This window comes from Pseudocolwellia agarivorans (assembly GCF_002000085.1).
GTDB lineage: Bacteria > Pseudomonadota > Gammaproteobacteria > Enterobacterales > Alteromonadaceae > Pseudocolwellia > Pseudocolwellia agarivorans.
Window position 1 is genome coordinate 300,768 of the sequence record NZ_MUZU01000005.1, and the last position, 17,982, is coordinate 318,749.

Below are 17,982 nucleotides of genomic sequence, written 5' to 3' on the forward strand. Positions count from 1 at the left end.
TCATGAAAGTTTATAAATCAGAAACACATATACGAGTTATTGAAACTATCTTAGAAATAGCCATAAAAATAATTGTTATTTATTTAAGTTATGGGATTTTCATTAAACTTGGTGATTATTTTTTAGGGGCTAATGACGTAAACAATTTAGCTTATAGTTTATTAATACTCCCCATACTTTATACACTAAAAAACGTCTCAAAAGTGATTGAGCCATACACCGTAAAAATTGAAGCGGATGATAAAAAAGTGACGGTAACAAGAGGCCTTAATCTTAAAGTTGAAGATACGTTAGAGTATAAGCATATTGATAATTACGAGCTTAGAACGACATTCTCAGGACGTTTATTTAATTATGGTGATGTTTATCTTTATTCAGCTGGCGGCCTAGTAGAAATACCTTATATCAAAGATCCCAAAGCATTTATTGAAACTTTGAATAGTAACCGCACCCCCTAAAAAAAGTGCAAAGTTAACAAAGTTAGAAAAGCTAAATAATGAGCCCTGAATAATAGCAGTAAATTAGCCACTCTTTGTGTATTTGTTGCTAACTTGAACACGCTACAGGGCTTATTTTTACTTAGTTTCTTAAACTTTGTAAACTTCTTATATTTATTTAACTTTCGATATATTTGATACTTTTTATATACTTTAGAGGGTATCAACTTTAACAAAAGCAAAGACTGGCTAATTATCTAATAACCTAACTTTCGCCTATTTTTCGTATAAAGCTCAAAGGTAACAACATGCCTACAGGTTTCCATTCTGGAAGAAAACAAACCCGTTCATACATTGGCGAATATCATCGTATCTATGCTAAATCATTCAAATGCTTAATTGATAGTGAGCTTGGTAATTATCAGATAGACAGTGCAAACTTAGATAAAGAACATTGTCAGTTTTCATTGATAGAGTCTGAAGAATGGCCGCGTGTGATGATATTTACTATTAAAGAAAAGAAAATACCTATTCCACTTCAACAAGACAATAGAAGCGCCAGCAGTAAGCTTTATTTGGTTTGCCCTTGTTGTGTTAAACAAAGAGAAAGCCTATACGTTTTAAAGTATTTATTCGCCTGTAGAGCGTGCGCTAATTTACACTATGGTTCTCAAAGTGAAAGTAAAGCAGAACGACTGGCTAGGCGAATAAGAAAACAACGCGCTTTAATTTGGGGCTATGATTGGATCGATAGAGATAACCTATTTGAACAATCTTATTACTGGCCTAAACCTAAAGGTATTAATTGGAGCACTTATTATAAAAAACGCATGAAGCTTAATGAACTAGAGAAAGAATATTGGGGGATATCGAGAGTTCAAATGGAAAGAATATTAAATAGGTCTAATTAACCTAAATTTATAAACAATCAGTACTTAAGTGGTAAGTAAAAAAATACAAACCACTTAATTTTATCTTTTATCTCTAGATTTAAACTTAAAAAGGTTCAAGCAGGGTAAAGCTGATATGTGTTGAATCAGCTTTTTCAACACTAAATTTAGCATTTTTATATGCGTAAATGCCACCTGCTTTGTAATCTAAACTTACTTCTTGAGTGAAGGCTGCTCTAGCTAACCATTCTTCCGTAAACTCTTTATAAACGAATTTGATTTGCCCGCCAGCGACACCGACATAAGTTAAGGTAATATGTATTCCTGATGTTTTTTCAGTTTTTAAGTAAGCTATAGATTCTCCATTTTCACCGATTATCGGTGATATCAGTTTAGCTTGATAAACTTTGGAAGAATTGGGATACCAGCTCCAAAAAAACTCTGTCGCTTTTGTTGAGCCTGTTGGTATAAATAGGCCACCATAGCCCTTTTTTGTTCCAGATAACCCCGATAAAGACGATGGAGCAGAATAATAACTGCCTTCGGATGATCTGTTACGTAGACGATAATCACCGCTTGGAAGAGAAAACTCAAACGTTTTCATTTTGTGCTGTACTGTTGTGATGGTATTTTTTTTAATATGGAACGATTCAAGCTGAAGTCCTGAAGGCTCCTTTAAATTATCCCCAGCTGTCAGCATAATATCACCAACACTTACTGTTATTTTTACGGGGACAAAATCTTTTTCAGGAATAACTTTAGGTGTAACCTCATTACCTAGATAGACTGAACGAAGTTGGGTTGAGCATGAAGCGAGAAAAACAGTAAATCCTATTAACAATACACACGGTATAAATTTTTTGATCATCCTTGTAGTACCCATAAGTTTATAAATTCAAAATATTAATTTTTTATTTATAGCAATATAGCTAACTTAATCCTTATACTCAACAATATACTAGTTTCTATAAATTATAAAAATTGCTGTTAAATTTTGTTAATGATTTATCAATAAAGTAGTACCAAATGTAGTACTGTTAAAGCATTTTTCTTGGCGGTTTATATATTATAAAGGCTTACGCTAGTTATTCGATTCCTGCCGAGAGCGCCATTTCTTGCCAAAAGACTAATTTATCAGCCAAAATTATCGTGTATTACCTGCTAAACGTAGAAAATGTAACATATTAACGGTAGTATGTTGTTAGTGATTAGAAGGGCTTACGTGTTTATCTATTCTTTAAAAACACACATGGTGATTGGTAATGGATTCAATTGGTTTTTTAGGCTTCGCTTTTGCAAGTTTTTCATATGTTATTTTTACCTTACTGCTCTTTGCTGCGCGAAATAATACACTTTTAGCAAGATGTATTATTATTTGTGCCATTTCTACTCTTACCGCTAATCTTGTCGCGGCTCTTCAAATAAAATTTGGATTCACTTTGCAATGGGTTATGGTGGCTGATGGCTTTAAAATAGCTTGTTGGTCTATTCTGATCCTTATATGTAATACAGAAGAAACGACGTTCCGAAAATTATTTGCTAATAAGTATATAAAAAAATATTGTTTGATTTGGGTAGCTTTAATGACCAGTTGTTGGTTTCTTACCTATTCATTACATTTTTCTTATGAGTATTTATTTTTATTATTTATTGTTCTTAATCTATGGACGCTGGTTTTATTAGAGCAATTATATCGGAGTGCTAATTCTCAGGTGCGTTGGGCTATATGGCCTCTTGTTATAGGTATTGCGAGCGTATCGTTGTTTGATTTTGTGCTATACGCACAAGCTATGATGGTTCAACGACTCGATTTCAATTTTTGGTTCAGTCGAGGGTTTATCGCCATTGTTGCAGTTCCGTTATTAATGCTGACTACTCGAAGAATCAAAAATGGTTCAGTAAGAATTTTTGTATCACGTAATGTTGTATTTTATAGCTCAATGTTAATGATTGCTGGCTTATATTTAATTGTTATGGCCACTGTTGGTTATGTATTAAGTTATTTGGGCGGTAGGTGGGGCTCTGTATTTAGTGTTGGGTTTTTAGTCTTAGGTGGTATTGTATTGGTCGCTTTGCTCGCAACTGAAACGTTACGGAGAAATGTTAAGGTATTTATTACTAAAAACTTTTTTGCTAATAAATACGAATATAGAGATGAGTGGCTAAACCTTATAGGTAAGATTGAAAGTAGTGATGCTGAAAATAATTATCAGATGGCTACTCAGATCATGATGTCTAAAACCGGTGCGCAGTATGGCGCGATTGTAAAACAAATTACCAATACACAATTTGAAACTAAGTATTCATCAGGTTTAGAATTTGAAGATATTTTTGTACCACAACTTATTCATTTGTGTCATTTCTGTAAACGAGAAGGTTGGATTGTCGACTTAACAGAATACTCAGAAACTCCTAGTGTTTATCCTGATTTATCTTTAAATTTATTACAATGGCAAGATAAAAACATTTCGGTTGTGGTCCCTATTTTTATTGCAAAAGAATTCTATGGTCTATTTGTTTTAGCAACCGATAAAGAGCTGTCAAAATTCAATTGGGAAGACCGCGATTTGTTTTTTGCTATATCTCAGCAATTGGGTAATGTTTTATCTTTACATGAAGCGAATGACAAAATAGCAGAGTCTAAACAGTTTGATGCCTTTAATCGTATGTCAGCATTCCTTGTTCACGACTTAAAAAATATTCAAGCGCAGCTCGCATTAATTACTAACAATGCTGAAAAGCATAGAGATAATCCTGAATTTGTTGATGATGTTTTTGAAACGGTAGAATCAGCCACTGAACGTTTAGATAAAGTATTATCGCAATTACGCAATAAACAAGTCGCTCAAGTTAAAAGTAATACCGTTAATGTGAATACTGTATTAGAACAAGTTGTTGCCCAAAGAAATGTAAAAAAACCATTAGTAGAATATATTTCAGCGGGCGATCTTATGGTAACTGCTGATAAAGATGTTTTATTTTCTGTGCTAAATCATTTAATACAAAATGCTCAAGAAGCTACGCTGGATGATGGCTGGATAAAAGTTAATTTAAGCAGTGTTTCAAATGACATTCAAATCGTTATTGAAGATAATGGTTGCGGTATGTCTAAGTCGTTTATTGAAAAGCGTTTATTTAAACCTTTTGACACCACTAAAGGTAATGCCGGAATGGGCATAGGTGTTTATGAAGCTAAACAATTTATAGAAAGTATTTCAGGGGTTATTAAGGTGGAAAGTGAAGAAGGTGTTGGCAGTAAATTTATCGTTAACATACCTGCAACTCACAATTAAATTAAACGAACAATAATAAGTATAAAGTAAGGGTTCTTTCTAAATGGAAAAATTATTAATCATTGATGATGACAAGGGTATTCAAAAGCAGCTTAAGTGGAGCTTATCTGATTACGATGTCGTCTTGGCGGGGGATAGAGAAAGTGCAATTGCTGCGGTAAGGCGCTTTGAACCTAAAGTTGTTACCTTAGATTTAGGTTTACCACCAGATGAGGCTAATGCTTCTGAAGGTTTAGCTGCTCTTCAAGAAATTTTAACTATAGCACCGCATACAAAAGTCATCGTTATTACTGGTAATGATGATCGAACAAATGCATTAAAAGCTATAGCTGCAGGTGCATACGATTTTTATCAAAAACCTATCGAGTCAGAAGTTATTAATGTCATTATTTCTCGTGCATTTAGTGTCGCTGCTATTGAAGAAGAAAATAGACTTATGCGTTCAGTGGCTGGTAGTGATATAGGTATAATAGGTAATAGTGCAGCAATAGATAGATTGCGTACTATGGTTAAACGTATTGCTCCTACGCAAATTACAGCGTTACTTTTAGGCGAAAGTGGTACAGGTAAAGAAGTTACTGCAAATGCAGTTCATTTAGCGAGTGATAGAAAAGATAAACCTTTTATTGCTATTAACTGTGCCTCAATCCCTGAAACGTTATTAGAAAGTGAATTGTTTGGTTTTGAAAAAGGCGCTTTTACAGGCGCACACAAAACCACTAAAGGTAAAATTGAATGTGCTGAAGGTGGAACACTATTTTTAGATGAAATTGGTGATATGCCTTTTAATCTTCAAGCTAAACTCTTACGTTTTTTACAAGAAAAGCAAATAGAGCGCTTAGGTGGACGGCAAGAGATTTCAGTGGATGTAAGGGTGGTTTGTGCAACCAACCAGAATCTTGAAGAGATGGTAAAAGAGAAAACCTTTAGGGAAGATTTATTTTACCGAGTGAGTGAAATTACGCTAAATATTCCGCCTCTTAGAGATAGAGATGAAGACGTACTTATTTTAGCTCAATATTTTTTACAGCGTTACGCTCAAGAATATAAAAGTAATGTAAAAAGCTTTTCTGATGATGGCTTTAGTGCCATTAAGAGTCATAGGTGGCCAGGAAACATTCGCGAGTTGCAAAACAAAGTAAAAAGCTCAGTTATTATGTGTACAGGTACACAAGTTACCGCGATGGATTTAGGCTTTTTTGACCACGAGGATTCAGAATTTGAATTGTCGTTAAATTTACGTACTGTTCGTGAACAAGCTGAATCTATTGCTATTAAGAAAGCGTACTCACTGTCTGAAGCTAATATGTCGAAAACAGCTGAGTTGCTTGGTGTAACCAGACCAACCTTATATTCTTTAATCGAAAAATATAATTTAAACTTAGGGGATTAACTCTCTTATGACGCTAAAATTGATAAGTTATTCATAATTTGTAACAAATGCCTAGGCATTGTCACAAAGGAGCTTTGTAACTTTAGCGCTTTTTCATTTATATTTACCTCATAGTAAAAACAGAGAGCACTCTTATGGGTCAAGAAACGCCAAAAATTTTAGTTGTTGATGATGATATGCGCCTTCGTGCATTACTTGAACGTTACCTGGTTGAGCAAGGTTATGTGGTGAGGAGCGCAGCAAACTCTGAACAAATGGATCGTTTATTAGAACGTGAGAATTTTCACTTATTAGTACTTGATCTAATGCTGCCAGGTGAAGATGGCTTATCTATTTGCCGTCGTTTACGCCAAAATTCTAGTGATATTCCTATTGTTATGCTTACCGCTAAAGGTGATGAAGTTGATCGTATTATTGGATTAGAACTAGGCGCAGATGATTACATGCCTAAGCCTTTTAATCCTAGAGAGCTTTTAGCGCGCATTAAAGCGGTACTAAGACGAAAAGTGCAAGAAGCTCCCGGCGCTCCGAGCCTTGAAGAAAACATCATTTCGTTTGGTGAATACCAACTTAACCTAGCCACAAGAGAAATGCTTAAAGGTGATGTAAGTATGCCATTAACGAGTGGTGAATTTGCAGTGTTAAAAGCACTTATTAGTCACCCAAGAGAGCCGCTTTCACGTGATAAGTTAATGAACCTTGCTCGTGGTAGAGATTATTCAGCTTTAGAAAGAAGCATAGATGTACAAGTATCACGCCTAAGGCGAATGCTTGAAGAAGACCCAGCTAAACCTCGCTATATTCAAACGGTTTGGGGTTTAGGTTATGTATTTGTACCCGAAGGAACCGGTGCAGCTTAATATTATCTAGTAAGAATGAGTGAACTTTCACTCATTCCTTCAAATTACGAAGGTATCCTTTCTTCTTTTCTGAGTAAATTCGTGTAACCCATAGCCGTATTTAGGTACAACATTATTATGAAAGTATTACCGCGCAGTGCATTTGGACAAACCGTATTACTCATTGGTGTTCTACTTTTAGTTAATCAGGTTGTTTCTTACATTTCTATAGCGATCTATATTCTCCAACCCAATGCCCAACAAGTTAACCAGCTTCTAGCTAAACAAGTAAAAGCTGTATTTATTGATATTGATGATCCTGTATTAAGGCCAGCAATGGCAGAGGCTTTTCATAAGGAAACAGGCATAGGGGTTTATCGTGAAAAAGTGGCAATGAAACTGGGCTTGCAACATGCGATTCATTATCCCTTCCGTTCTGAAGAAATGACATTATTATTAGGTGGTCCAGCAGAAGTTCGTATTTCTCAAGGTGATGAATACTTGTTTTGGATCAGACCTCCTCAGTCACCTAATTGGTGGGTTAAAATTCCACTAACAGGCTTAGAAGAAGAAAACTTATACCCCTTGCTAGTAGTTTTAGTTATTTTAGGTGTACTAAGTGTTGCTGGAGGTTGGTTGTTTGTTAGGCAACTTAATAGGCCTTTAAAAGCATTGCAGCATGCAGCCAAAGAAGTAGGGCGAGGTAATTTCCCTGAGCCTTTAAAGGAGAATGGGACCACTGAAGTTGTTGCTGTTACGCAAGCATTTAATCATATGTCAAAAGGGATATTGCAATTAGAGGATGATCGTAACTTGTTAATGGCAGGTATTTCTCATGACCTACGAACCCCATTAACGCGCATTCGATTAGCTACTGAAATGATGTCTGCTGAGGATGAATTCTTTAAAGAAGGGATTGAAAGTGACATTGATGATATGAATAAAATTATTGATCAATTTATTGATTATATTCGTCATGACACTAAAGATACGGTTGAAATGAGCGATTTAAACGAGCTATTAAAGGAAGTAATACAGGCTGAAAAAGTTTCAAATCGCGTTATTACTTATACAGAAAAATCAATCACACCTATTCCTATTCGTTATATTGCGATTAAAAGGGTTGTTGCGAACCTTATTCAAAATGCGCTGCGTTATAGCGATAACGATATTATGATTGAAATTGATGAATTCGTTAAACAAAAAAAGGTTTCATTTTCAGTTATCGATAAAGGACCAGGGATCCCAGAGCAAGAAATGTCACGTTTATTTCAACCTTTTACTCAAGGAGATACAGCAAGAGGTGGAGAAGGTAGTGGCTTAGGTTTAGCAATAATCAAACGTATTGTTGATTCACATGGTGGTCTTGTTAAATTAACTAATCTTGAAGAAGGTGGATTAAAAGCCACGGTTACTTTACCTATGAGCTGATAATATCAGTCCTGTATACAAGCAAGTATATCTATTGATGAAGCTATAAAAGTTAAATACTTTATGATAAAAAGCAGTATAAGTTTTGCACTTACACTGCTTTTTTTGGCTTTATAGCTGAGGACCTGCTGATACTAAAGATTTACCATTATCATTATCAGTAAACTTCTCAAAGTTATTAATAAACTTTGTGGCTAAATCTTGGGCTTTGTCATTCCATTGGTTGATAAAATCATAAGTATTCCTAGGATCTAATATCTCTTCATTAACTCCTGGTAAAGCATTAGGAATTTCAAGATTAAATAAAGGAACAATTGATGTTTCAGCTTTATCGATAGAGCCATCCAATATTGAATCTATTATTGCACGAGTATCTTTAATTGAAATACGTTTACCTGTGCCATTCCAACCCGTGTTTACTAAATAAGCTTCAGCTCCTACTGCTTGCATACGATTTTTTAATACTTCAGCATACTTCGTAGGATGAAGGCTTAAAAAAGCTGCACCAAAACAACTTGAGAAAGTAGGTGTAGGTTCTGTTATTCCTCTTTCTGTACCTGCTAATTTTGCTGTAAATCCTGACAAAAAATAATACTGTGTTTGTGCTGGAGTTAATTTTGCTACAGGAGGTAAAACACCAAAGGCATCGGCCGTTAAAAAGATAACTTTTTTGGCATGTCCTGCTTTTGATACTGGTTTAACAATATTATCTATATGGTAAATAGGGTACGAAACACGTGTGTTTTCAGTTTTTGAATTGTCATCAAAGTCTATTTTACCGTTAGCATCCACCGTTACATTTTCTAATAAGGCGTCACGTCTAATTGCATTGTATATATCAGGTTCATTTTCTTTGCTAAGGTTAATTGTTTTGGCATAGCACCCACCTTCAAAGTTGAAAACACCATTATCATCCCAACCATGTTCATCATCACCAATTAACTCACGTTTAGGGTCTGTTGAAAGTGTTGTTTTTCCAGTGCCTGATAGACCGAAGAATATAGCTACATCACCATCTGCGCCTACATTGGCGCTACAGTGCATTGAAGCAATATTTTGTAAAGGCAAAAGGTAGTTCATCATTGAGAACATACCTTTTTTCATTTCACCGCCGTACCAAGTACCACCAATAAGCTGGATCTTTTCTGTTAGATTAAAGGCGACAAAATTTTCTGAGTTTAAACCTTGTTCTTTCCATAATGGGTTTGTCGTTTTCGCACCGTTCATAACAATAAAGTCGGGCTCATAGCTAGCTAATTCGCTTTCTGTAGGACGAATAAACATGTTTTTAACAAAATGAGCTTGCCATGCAACTTCTGTAATGAAGCGAACTTTTAACCGGGTATCTTTGTTAGCTCCACAATATGTGTCTACCACATAAAGTTTTTTATCTGTAAGCTGGCTAGTTACTAAGCCTTTCAAATGTTCCCATGTTTCTTGGTTCATAGGGTGATTATCATTCTTTCCTTGATCTGACCACCATACCGTGTCACGACTTACGTCATCTCTCACTATATATTTATCTTTTGGTGACCTACCTGTAAATATTCCTGTATCAACATTAACGGCACCAAGTTCAGTTACAACGCCTTTATCAAATCCCGTTAAATTACTTTTTGTTTCCTCGGCAAACAGCACTTCGTAAGATGGATTGTAAACAATTTCAGCAACACTATTAATGCCATATTGCGATAGGTCGATTGAATTTTCCGAAGTGGTCATTTTTTTATCTCCAAGAGTAAAGTTTCAAAGGTAGTTAAACTGTTAACTATTCTAATGCAGTTTTACAAAAATCGAAAGAAAAATGTGTTTCGATATGAAAGTTTTTATGTGTGCTTTCATGTTTTGTTTTTGTGTGTGTATTTTTGTTTTATTAGTTCGTTGATTTTATGGTGTTTTTTATCTGAGTGGATATTTACTTCCCCTCAGATAAAAATTTCGACTTCTAGTTTTGAGGTTTCGATTGGTGGGTTACATTGTGTTTATCAAAAAATATTGTCAATTGTCGATGTTGTACTTTTGTTTGTTTCATATGTATTGTCTTGTTGAATAAATTCAGAAGGTAAAGTCCCCTTCTTAAAGTACTCAAAAACACTTGAGTTATCTGTTTTATAGGTCAGCTTGCCTGTCGCTTTATCAATACGAGCTGAAACAATATTATCAGGTTGTATAAACTGCTCGTATGGAAAATACGGTAGGGCTTCTTTCATGAATAAATTCCAAGCTGGTTGAGCTGAATTGGCTCCGGCTTCAGACCCTGTTATTTGATTTTCAGGTAAGTTTCTATTGTATGTTGTTTTACCTAAGTCTCTAGAAGGGTCATCAAAACCAATCCAAGCCGAAGTGACCAGTCGTCTTGAAAAACCACTAAACCAGGCATCTTTAGATTGGTTTGTGGTGCCTGTTTTACCTGAAAGATCTTTTCTTTTCAGGGCTCTTGAGCGCCAACCTGTTCCTTGCCAAAAAGGTTTAGTATTCCAATCTGCTCCCCAAATTACAGAGTTCATTGCGTTGGTAATAAGAAAAGCATTTTGTGGGTTTAATACTCTATTAGCAATATTTAAGGAGGCTTGTTTATTTTCGTCAGCTAAATTAATCGGTGAATCTTTGGTTGCTTCAAGAGAATGAACGTTAGATTCAGTAGGTGACAGCTCGGTAATTTCGTTTGTTTTGTCTTTTATACACTTTTCATCACATGCTATTTTTGGATTTGCTTGGAACACAATATTACCAAAGGAATCTTCGATACGTTCTATAAAATAGGGTTCAATTAAAAAACCACCATTAGCAAAAACAGCATACCCTGTTGCAATTTCTAGAGGTGTAAAGGATGCGGAGCCTAATGCTAATGTTTCATTCTTAGGTATTTCATCTCTTGCAAAGCCAAAGGATTGTAAATGGTTAATTACATTTTCCTTTCCTGTTTGCCTAAAAAGACGAACAGCTACAACGTTTTTAGATTGTGCAAGCGCAAGCCTAACTCTGATGGGACCGTCATATCTAGCTGGTGAATTTGATGGACGCCATACACTTCCACCACTTTTATCCCATTGATTTATCGGTGCATCATTGATCAATGACCCCAAGGTTAATCCATGCTCTAAAGCTGCAGAATAAATAAAAGGTTTTATATTAGACCCTACTTGTCGTTTGGCTTGTGTAACACGGTTGAATTGGCTTTGTTCAAAGCTATAACCACCAACAATAGCTTGGATAGCCCCGTTGTCTGGTGATAATGAGACTAAAGCAGAACTAGCAGCAGGGAGTTGGCTTAAACGATAGTCATCATTATCTTTAGAAACTAATATAACATCACCGTAAGTTAAGATTTGATAAGCAAACTTAGGTGGAATAGCTTGTTTACTGTCTGTTATATATTCTCTAGCCCAGGAAAGGCCAACCCAAGGTATATTAACAATTTTTTGGTTTGGTAAACGAACCGTTACTGCGTTTTCTAATACTTCAATAACGACAGCAGGAATTAAAGATTGGTAAGTTGTTACTTCATTGATTGCTTCTTCTATTTCAGTCTCGGTAAGTAAGTCTGCACTCGAAACAGTTGGATTTTCATTATGTTCAGTAGCGTATTCTTTTAAGTGTGGACGTAAACTTATAATAGGTCCTCTATATCCATGGCGTTGATCATAAGCATGTAAATTACTTACTACCGCTTTTTGTGCTGCTATTTGTAAATGACTTGGCACCGTTGTATAAACTTTATAGCCTGCCGAGTAGGCGTTTTCTTTGCCATACATAGCTAATACTTCTTGGTGAGCCATTTCAGCTAGGTAGGGAGCATTTAATTCTATTTCTGCTCCATGCATTTTTCCTGTGATAGGCGCATTGAAGGCTTCTTCATATTCTTGAGTCGTAATATAGTTATTATCTAGCATACGCTTTAAAACAACACTACGTCTGGCTTTTGCTCTTTTGGGGGATCTAATGGGGTTTATACTTGATGGTGCTTTAGGTAAGCCAGCTAATACGGCTATTTGCGCAAGAGTTAAATCGTTTAAATCTTTGCCGTAGTAAACTTGAGCTGCAGCACCAAAACCAAATGAACGATGCCCTAGAGGAATTTTATTAATGTATAAGGTTAATATTTCATCTTTTGTGAGTAAGCTTTCTATATGAAAAGCCAGAAATATCTCACGAATTTTACGAGTATAGGTAATTTCAGAGGTTAAGAAAAAATTACGTGCAACCTGCATGGTAATGGTACTCGCTCCACCTTTATTTTGCCCTGTTAGTTGTCCTAAAACAGCTCTTGACATACCTATAGGGTCTACGCCAAAGTGGTAATAAAATCTGTCATCTTCGGTTGCAAGTAAAGCTTGAATGAGTTTTTTAGGTACTTGATCTAGAGTTAAAGGTATGCGCTTTTTCTCACCAAATTGAGAAATAAGTTTATGATCTGAACTAAAAATTTTCATTGGCGTTTGCCATTGAATCTCTTTAAGGATTTTAACGCTAGGTAACTCTGAACGCATTGAAATATATAGCACAGCGAGTGATATAATACCCAAGGTGATAATTATAAAGCTTAGCTTAAATAGGTTTTTAAAAGAAAACACAATAAAAAATACTCAATAAAATTAATAAAATCGTTTAATATTACTAGTATATCCTGTAAAACAGTGTAATAAATGTATTTATGTTTATTATTTTGAATAACAAAAATAACTTAGTAGGATGTTATGTTAAGCAGTCTATGGAAAAAGAAAGTATCACTCATTGTTGGGATTGATATTGGTTCACATAGTGTAAAAGCTGTGTTACTTAATCAAGGAAATGATGGTTATATTCTAGAGGCGTTGCTCGAAGAAGCTATGCCCAGAGGAGCTGTCATTGACCGTGAAATTCAAGATATTGAAGCTGTTGGTAATGTAATTAATAAAATAAGAAAAAAAATTACTTCCTCTGTTAAGCATGCCGCAGCGGCGGTTTCAGGCCAAACAGTTATCACTAAATTAATTTATATGGACGTAAACCTTACCGAACAAGAATTAGCCAGCCAAATAGAAATTGAAGCAGATAGCCTTATACCTTATCCCTTAGATGAAGTGAGTTTGGATTTCGAGTCATTGGAAGTAAATGAATCAGATCCAAGTAAGGTTAATGTCTTGTTAAGTGCTGCTCGAACAGAGTCTGTTGAGGCTCGAGTATCCGCGCTAGAAAATGGTGGGTTTGAAGCTAAGGTTATTGATGTGGAATCTTATGCTATCAGTCGCCCATATGATTTGATTCTATCGCAATTGCCTGATGACGCATCGAGTAAAGTGGTAGCGATTGTTGATATTGGCTCGGTTATGACATTATTTTCTGTTACAGAAGCTGGTAATCATATTTATAGCCGAGATCAAATCTTTGGCGGAGAGCAATACACTCGTTCAATAGTTTCTTATTACAATAAAACATTTGAAGAAGCTGAATTTGCAAAAGTAAGTAATGACTTACCTCCTAATTATACCTTTGAAGTACTTGCCCCCTTCCATACAGTTCTTGTTCAGCAAATTCGACGAGCTATTCAAATGTTTTTGACTTCAAGCGGTAAAGATAAAGTCGATTATTTAGTTATTTCTGGGGGGACAGCCTCTGTAGAGGGGATTGAAAGTTTACTGACAGAGGAACTAGGTATTCATACTGTTATTGCTAATCCTTTTAAAGAAATGCAAAAATCAGAACATATTAATATGGATAAATTAGAAGCTATGGCGCCTAAGTTTATGGTTGCTACTGGGCTAGCGTTAAGGAGTTTTAGTTCATGGCACATATAAATTTACTTCCTTGGCGTGAAGAGGCTGAAAAAGCTAAACAAAGAGAATTCTTTTCTATATTAGCTCTCGTAGCGATTGTTGCTTTTGCTCTGGTTTTTGCTATTAGTCAATTCTACCAAGCAAAAATTGATGGACAGAATACTAGAAATCAATATTTAAAAAATGAAATCCAAATTTTAGATATTCGTATTGCCGAGATAAAAACACTTGACGAAAAGAAAAAAGAATTAGAACAGAGAATGAGTGTTGTTGAGCAACTACAGCGCAGTCGAAATGTTGGTACGCAAGTACTCAATGAAATTGCTAAGGTTGTACCTAATGGTATTTACCTTACAGAGCTTAAAAAACAAGATAATACTTTAGAACTTGTTGGTAAAAGTGAATCAAACAATCATTTAGCTAATATGATCAGAGAAATAGAGCGCTCTGATTTGTTTGTTGATGCGGTATTAGAATCGATTACATCTACTGATGCAAAAAGCAAATTATTAAGCGATTTTAAAATGAGAGTACTCATCCAAGGGTTAAAATCTACAGATGAAAATGCAACTCAAGGAGGAAAATAGTTATGGAATTAGATTTTTCTCAGTTTAATGACTTAGAGGTTGATAACATAGGTGAATGGCCAATTTTACCTAAAATAGTATTAACTATATTTATTGGTCTAATGGTTTTAATTTTAGGCTATGTTGGTTTAATTAGTGATAAAATGGATACACTGAAAAGTGTTCAAGCCCAAGAATTAACATTAAGAGAAGAATATAGAAGCAAGTATCATGTAGCAGCAAACTTAGAGTTATTTCAAGAACAAATGAAGCAAGCAGAAACACTTTTTGCTAATCAACTTAAAAGTTTACCTGAGAGCCATGAAACACCTGGTTTACTAGATGATATAACGTTTGTCGGTACCACAAGTGGATTAAATTTCACGAAATTAAATTGGCAACCTGAAATTACGAAAGAGATCTATATTGAGTTGCCTATTGATATTGAAGTTCAGGGGACTTATCACGAATTTGGGAATTTTGTGAGTAAAATAGCTGGCTTGCCGAGAATAGTAACTTTACATGATTTTGACATTAATTTTATTAAAGACACCACAGGTGATTTAACGCTGAAGTTACAAGCTAAAACTTATCGCTATAGGGAGGCAGAAGAATAATGAAAAAAATATTTTTTTTACTACCGTTAGTTTTATCTGGTTGCTTTAATGATACTAATGATATTAGAGCTCATATTGCTTCAGTGCAAGCCAATACAAAAAACCATATTGAGCCGATGCCCGAAGTCAGAGTCTTTAATCATTTTGATTATGAAGCTCAAGAGCTACGTAGTCCTTTTGATTTACCTCAACCGGAGGTTATTCAAGAGAAGATGCAACAAATGTCAGGTTGTTTGAGCCCTGATCCTCGCCGTAGAAAACAACCACTTGAAAAGTTTGCCATTAGTGATTTAACTATGCGTGGTACACTCGGTGAATTAGGCATAACATGGGGATTAGTAGAGGCCTCTGATGCTACATTGCACCGTGTTTCTGTCGGAAGTTATGTCGGTTTGTTTAATGGAAAAATCACAGAAGTAAACCAAAAATATGTTGCAGTTGTTGAATTAGTCCCTGATGGTGCAGGTTGTTGGGCAGAAAGAGATACTGTTATTACAATGTCAGAATCGGATTGAAAGGGGCAAAGGAAATAATGTTGCTAATAAATAAAATGAAAATAAATAAATCAATAAACTATAAAACATTAAATATGAAACTTATCTTATCAGTACTGGTGTTCTTGTTTTCAAATGTTGCTATTTCTTCAAGCTTAACTGGTGTTAGTTATAATACAATGCAAAACGAAGAAATAAAGCTTACTTTTGAGCTTTCTGAATCAATAAATATTCAACCAGTAGTCAAAACAATTATGAGCCCAGCTAGTATTGACATTACTTTTGGAGCTGATGACTTTGATTTAAAAATAGAAAACACAATTGTTGAACATGCTGGCATAAAAAATATTACAGTACAAAAGCTATCAGGAAAAGTGGTGGCAACAATACATATGGATAAATTATCAATCTTTGATGTATCACAAGTTGATAATGAATTTTCATTAATTCTAAATAAAAATTTAAAAAACTCATCAATGTCTAAACTACCTGATATTGCTAAAGACTTTATTAACCATTTTCAATCAATTGACTTTAGGAAAGGGCAAGATAATGAAGCTCAAATCTTAGTTGATTTAGTTGATAGTATGGTGGCTGTTGATGTAAGTGAAAAGTTAGGAAAGCTATATGTTGAGTTTCATAATACTGATATCTCAGAAGATCTATTATATCAGTTAGATGTTACCGATTTTGGTACTATCGTTACCGGTATTGAAACCTTTAAAGAGGGGCGAAATGCTCGTTTAGTGATAGATATTGATGGGGAGTTTACTTTTAAACATCAGCAATTAAATAATCTATTTTCACTAACCGTAGCTGAAAAAATTAAAGTTCCTGGTTATTTAGGTGATAGTGATGACTTTACTGGTAAAGCCATTTCATTAAACTTCCAAGATATACCTGTGAGAACTGTTCTTCAAATTATTGCTGATTACAACGGTTTTAACTTAGTGACAAGTGATACTGTTGCGGGAAATATTACCTTACGTCTAGATGGTGTTCCTTGGGACCAAGCATTAGACATTATATTAAAGGTTAAAGGCTTAGATAAACGTATGGAAGGTAACATTTTAATGGTTGCCCCTAGTGATGAGCTTGCAGCTCGAGAGGCTCGTGATTTACAAGCCTTACAACAAGTTGAAGAATTAGCCCCATTATATTCTGAATATGTTCAAGTGAATTATGCAAAAGCAAGTGAGCTAGCCAATTTAGTGAAAACTAATGATAATAGTATTTTATCTGAACGTGGTAGTGTAAGTGTTGACGAAAGAACAAATACACTATTAATACGTGATACAGCTAAAAGTATTGAAGATATTAAAAGAATGGTTGTCGTACTTGATATTCCTGTTCGACAAGTGGTTATTGAAGCACGCATGGTGACAGTAAAAGATAATTTAAATGAACAACTAGGTATACGTTGGGGGGTAACTGATGCTGGCGGTGATTATGCTACATCAGGAACAATAGATGGACTTGATGATGCTAACGGCTTATCACAAACGCCAGTAGGCACAGGTAAAATTCCAGATATAGGTCAAAGATTAAACGTTAACATGCCCGTTAGCGGGGCAGCAGGAAGTCTTGCTTTCCAAGTAGCCCGTTTAGCCAACGGTACTATCTTAGATCTTGAGTTGAGTGCTCTAGAGAAAGAAAATAAAGGTGAAATTATTGCTAGCCCTCGTATTACCACATCTAATCAAAAAGAAGCTTATATTGAACAGGGTGTTGAAATACCTTATCAACAAGCATCTTCAAGTGGCGCAACAGCAGTTTCATTCAAAAAAGCTGTGTTAAGTTTAACGGTTACTCCGCATATAACACCAGATGATCGTATAATACTTGATTTAAGAGTAACTCAAGATACAGTTTCAGAGGTGACTAACGGTCAAGCTCCTGCAATAGATACGCAGCGTATAGGAACACAAGTTTTGGTAAATAACGGTGAAACTATTGTTTTAGGTGGTATTTATCAACAATCTATTATTAATTCTGTATCTAAAGTGCCTGTACTTGGAGACATTCCTTACTTTGGTTGGTTATTTAGAAATACTAACAACTTTAGTGAGAAAAAAGAGTTACTTATATTTGTTACTCCACGCATAGTAACAGAGCGTTTTTAACTATTTTCAAGTAAGTGAGGACTTTTCTCCTCACTTACTTGCATTTTACATAGAAGAATTGCGATAATTGCGCCCTTGAAATTTTCGTTGGGGGTTTCCAGATATACCCTATTTTACATAATTTATATTTAATGAGTTAAAGT

The 17,982-nt window shown here is 35.0% G+C and carries 14 protein-coding genes; 11 read left to right on the top strand and 3 right to left on the bottom strand.

Translation table 11 applies throughout. The annotated features are described in order from the left end of the window. Nucleotides 1-2 precede the first annotated feature (2 nt). Together B0X80_RS10305 and B0X80_RS10310 are read left to right on the top strand one after the other, a co-directional pair. A complete protein-coding gene (locus B0X80_RS10305; protein ID WP_077340034.1) occupies nucleotides 3-458 on the top strand; it encodes a PH domain-containing protein in 456 nt (151 codons plus the stop codon). Nucleotides 459-745: 287 nt separating this feature from the next. Further along, nucleotides 746-1,348, top strand: a complete 603-nt coding sequence (locus tag B0X80_RS10310; RefSeq protein ID WP_077340036.1) for a hypothetical protein — start codon at nucleotides 746-748, stop codon at nucleotides 1,346-1,348. Between the two features lie 85 nt (nucleotides 1,349-1,433). Here B0X80_RS10310 and B0X80_RS10315 read toward each other — a convergent pair whose 3' ends face one another. Beyond that, nucleotides 1,434-2,195 (bottom strand): hypothetical protein, encoded by a 762-nt coding sequence (locus B0X80_RS10315; RefSeq protein ID WP_077340038.1) that lies wholly within the window; start codon nucleotides 2,193-2,195, stop codon nucleotides 1,434-1,436. 394 nt (nucleotides 2,196-2,589) lie between these two features. Here B0X80_RS10315 and prsK point away from each other — a divergent pair, with 394 nt between their 5' ends. From prsK to envZ, 4 genes are all read left to right on the top strand, one after another. Then, nucleotides 2,590-4,620, top strand: coding sequence for an XrtA/PEP-CTERM system histidine kinase PrsK (prsK, locus tag B0X80_RS10320; protein ID WP_077340040.1), 2,031 nt, complete (start codon nucleotides 2,590-2,592; stop codon nucleotides 4,618-4,620). A gap of 43 nt (nucleotides 4,621-4,663) precedes the next feature. Next, a complete protein-coding gene (gene prsR / locus B0X80_RS10325; RefSeq protein WP_077340042.1) occupies nucleotides 4,664-6,013 on the top strand; it encodes a PEP-CTERM-box response regulator transcription factor in 1,350 nt (449 codons plus the stop codon). 134 nt (nucleotides 6,014-6,147) lie between these two features. Further along, on the top strand, nucleotides 6,148-6,873 hold the full coding sequence (gene ompR, locus B0X80_RS10330; RefSeq protein ID WP_077340043.1) for an osmolarity response regulator transcription factor OmpR: 726 nt from the start codon (nucleotides 6,148-6,150) through the stop codon (nucleotides 6,871-6,873). A gap of 117 nt (nucleotides 6,874-6,990) precedes the next feature. Next, entirely contained in the window at nucleotides 6,991-8,283 is a 1,293-nt protein-coding gene (envZ, locus tag B0X80_RS10335; protein WP_076419437.1) for a two-component system sensor histidine kinase EnvZ, read from the top strand. A 111-nt stretch (nucleotides 8,284-8,394) separates the two neighbouring features. Here the strand turns inward: envZ and pckA are convergent, their stop codons facing one another. Further along, on the bottom strand, nucleotides 8,395-10,005 hold the full coding sequence (gene pckA / locus B0X80_RS10340; protein ID WP_077340045.1) for a phosphoenolpyruvate carboxykinase (ATP): 1,611 nt from the start codon (nucleotides 10,003-10,005) through the stop codon (nucleotides 8,395-8,397). 263 nt (nucleotides 10,006-10,268) lie between these two features. After that, nucleotides 10,269-12,857, bottom strand: coding sequence for a penicillin-binding protein 1A (locus tag B0X80_RS10345; protein WP_425439711.1), 2,589 nt, complete (start codon nucleotides 12,855-12,857; stop codon nucleotides 10,269-10,271). Between the two features lie 123 nt (nucleotides 12,858-12,980). Between B0X80_RS10345 and B0X80_RS10350 the strand changes: the two genes are divergently transcribed. The 5 genes from B0X80_RS10350 to B0X80_RS10370 are packed head-to-tail and all read left to right on the top strand — an operon-like array spanning nucleotide 12,981 to nucleotide 17,839. Continuing rightward, on the top strand, nucleotides 12,981-14,060 hold the full coding sequence (locus B0X80_RS10350; protein WP_076419434.1) for a pilus assembly protein PilM: 1,080 nt from the start codon (nucleotides 12,981-12,983) through the stop codon (nucleotides 14,058-14,060). Further along, nucleotides 14,048-14,626 carry a PilN domain-containing protein gene (locus tag B0X80_RS10355; protein WP_077340049.1) on the top strand — a complete coding sequence of 193 codons (579 nt, stop codon included), beginning with the start codon at nucleotides 14,048-14,050 and terminating at the stop codon, nucleotides 14,624-14,626. The genes B0X80_RS10350 and B0X80_RS10355 overlap by 13 nt, the downstream gene beginning before the upstream one ends. A 2-nt stretch (nucleotides 14,627-14,628) precedes the next feature. Beyond that, nucleotides 14,629-15,222 carry a type IV pilus inner membrane component PilO gene (locus tag B0X80_RS10360; RefSeq protein ID WP_077340051.1) on the top strand — a complete coding sequence of 198 codons (594 nt, stop codon included), beginning with the start codon at nucleotides 14,629-14,631 and terminating at the stop codon, nucleotides 15,220-15,222. Next, nucleotides 15,222-15,737, top strand: a complete 516-nt coding sequence (locus tag B0X80_RS10365; protein ID WP_077340053.1) for a pilus assembly protein PilP — start codon at nucleotides 15,222-15,224, stop codon at nucleotides 15,735-15,737. Before B0X80_RS10360 ends, B0X80_RS10365 begins: the two co-directional genes overlap by 1 nt. 17 nt (nucleotides 15,738-15,754) lie before the next feature. Next, the gene (locus tag B0X80_RS10370) at nucleotides 15,755-17,839 is read left to right on the top strand and encodes a type IV pilus secretin PilQ (protein WP_217697141.1); all 2,085 of its coding nucleotides are present in this window, start codon (nucleotides 15,755-15,757) and stop codon (nucleotides 17,837-17,839) included. The last annotated feature ends 143 nt before the right edge of the window (nucleotides 17,840-17,982 follow it).

Excerpts from the sequence above, each read along its gene's own strand:
- ompR (WP_077340043.1), top strand. The coding sequence starts at position 6,148 with ATGGGTCAAGAAACGCCAAAAATTTTAGTTGTTGATGATGATATGCGC.
- B0X80_RS10305 (WP_077340034.1), top strand. The coding sequence starts at position 3 with ATGAAAGTTTATAAATCAGAAACACATATACGAGTTATTGAAACTATC.
- B0X80_RS10355 (WP_077340049.1), top strand. The coding sequence starts at position 14,048 with ATGGCACATATAAATTTACTTCCTTGGCGTGAAGAGGCTGAAAAAGCT.
- B0X80_RS10315 (WP_077340038.1), bottom strand. The coding sequence starts at position 2,195 with ATGATCAAAAAATTTATACCGTGTGTATTGTTAATAGGATTTACTGTT.
- prsK (WP_077340040.1), top strand. The coding sequence starts at position 2,590 with ATGGATTCAATTGGTTTTTTAGGCTTCGCTTTTGCAAGTTTTTCATAT.
- B0X80_RS10370 (WP_217697141.1), top strand. The coding sequence starts at position 15,755 with ATGTTGCTAATAAATAAAATGAAAATAAATAAATCAATAAACTATAAA.
- B0X80_RS10360 (WP_077340051.1), top strand. The coding sequence starts at position 14,629 with ATGGAATTAGATTTTTCTCAGTTTAATGACTTAGAGGTTGATAACATA.
- B0X80_RS10310 (WP_077340036.1), top strand. The coding sequence starts at position 746 with ATGCCTACAGGTTTCCATTCTGGAAGAAAACAAACCCGTTCATACATT.
- envZ (WP_076419437.1), top strand. The coding sequence starts at position 6,991 with ATGAAAGTATTACCGCGCAGTGCATTTGGACAAACCGTATTACTCATT.
- prsR (WP_077340042.1), top strand. The coding sequence starts at position 4,664 with ATGGAAAAATTATTAATCATTGATGATGACAAGGGTATTCAAAAGCAG.
- B0X80_RS10365 (WP_077340053.1), top strand. The coding sequence starts at position 15,222 with ATGAAAAAAATATTTTTTTTACTACCGTTAGTTTTATCTGGTTGCTTT.
- B0X80_RS10350 (WP_076419434.1), top strand. The coding sequence starts at position 12,981 with ATGTTAAGCAGTCTATGGAAAAAGAAAGTATCACTCATTGTTGGGATT.
- pckA (WP_077340045.1), bottom strand. The coding sequence starts at position 10,005 with ATGACCACTTCGGAAAATTCAATCGACCTATCGCAATATGGCATTAAT.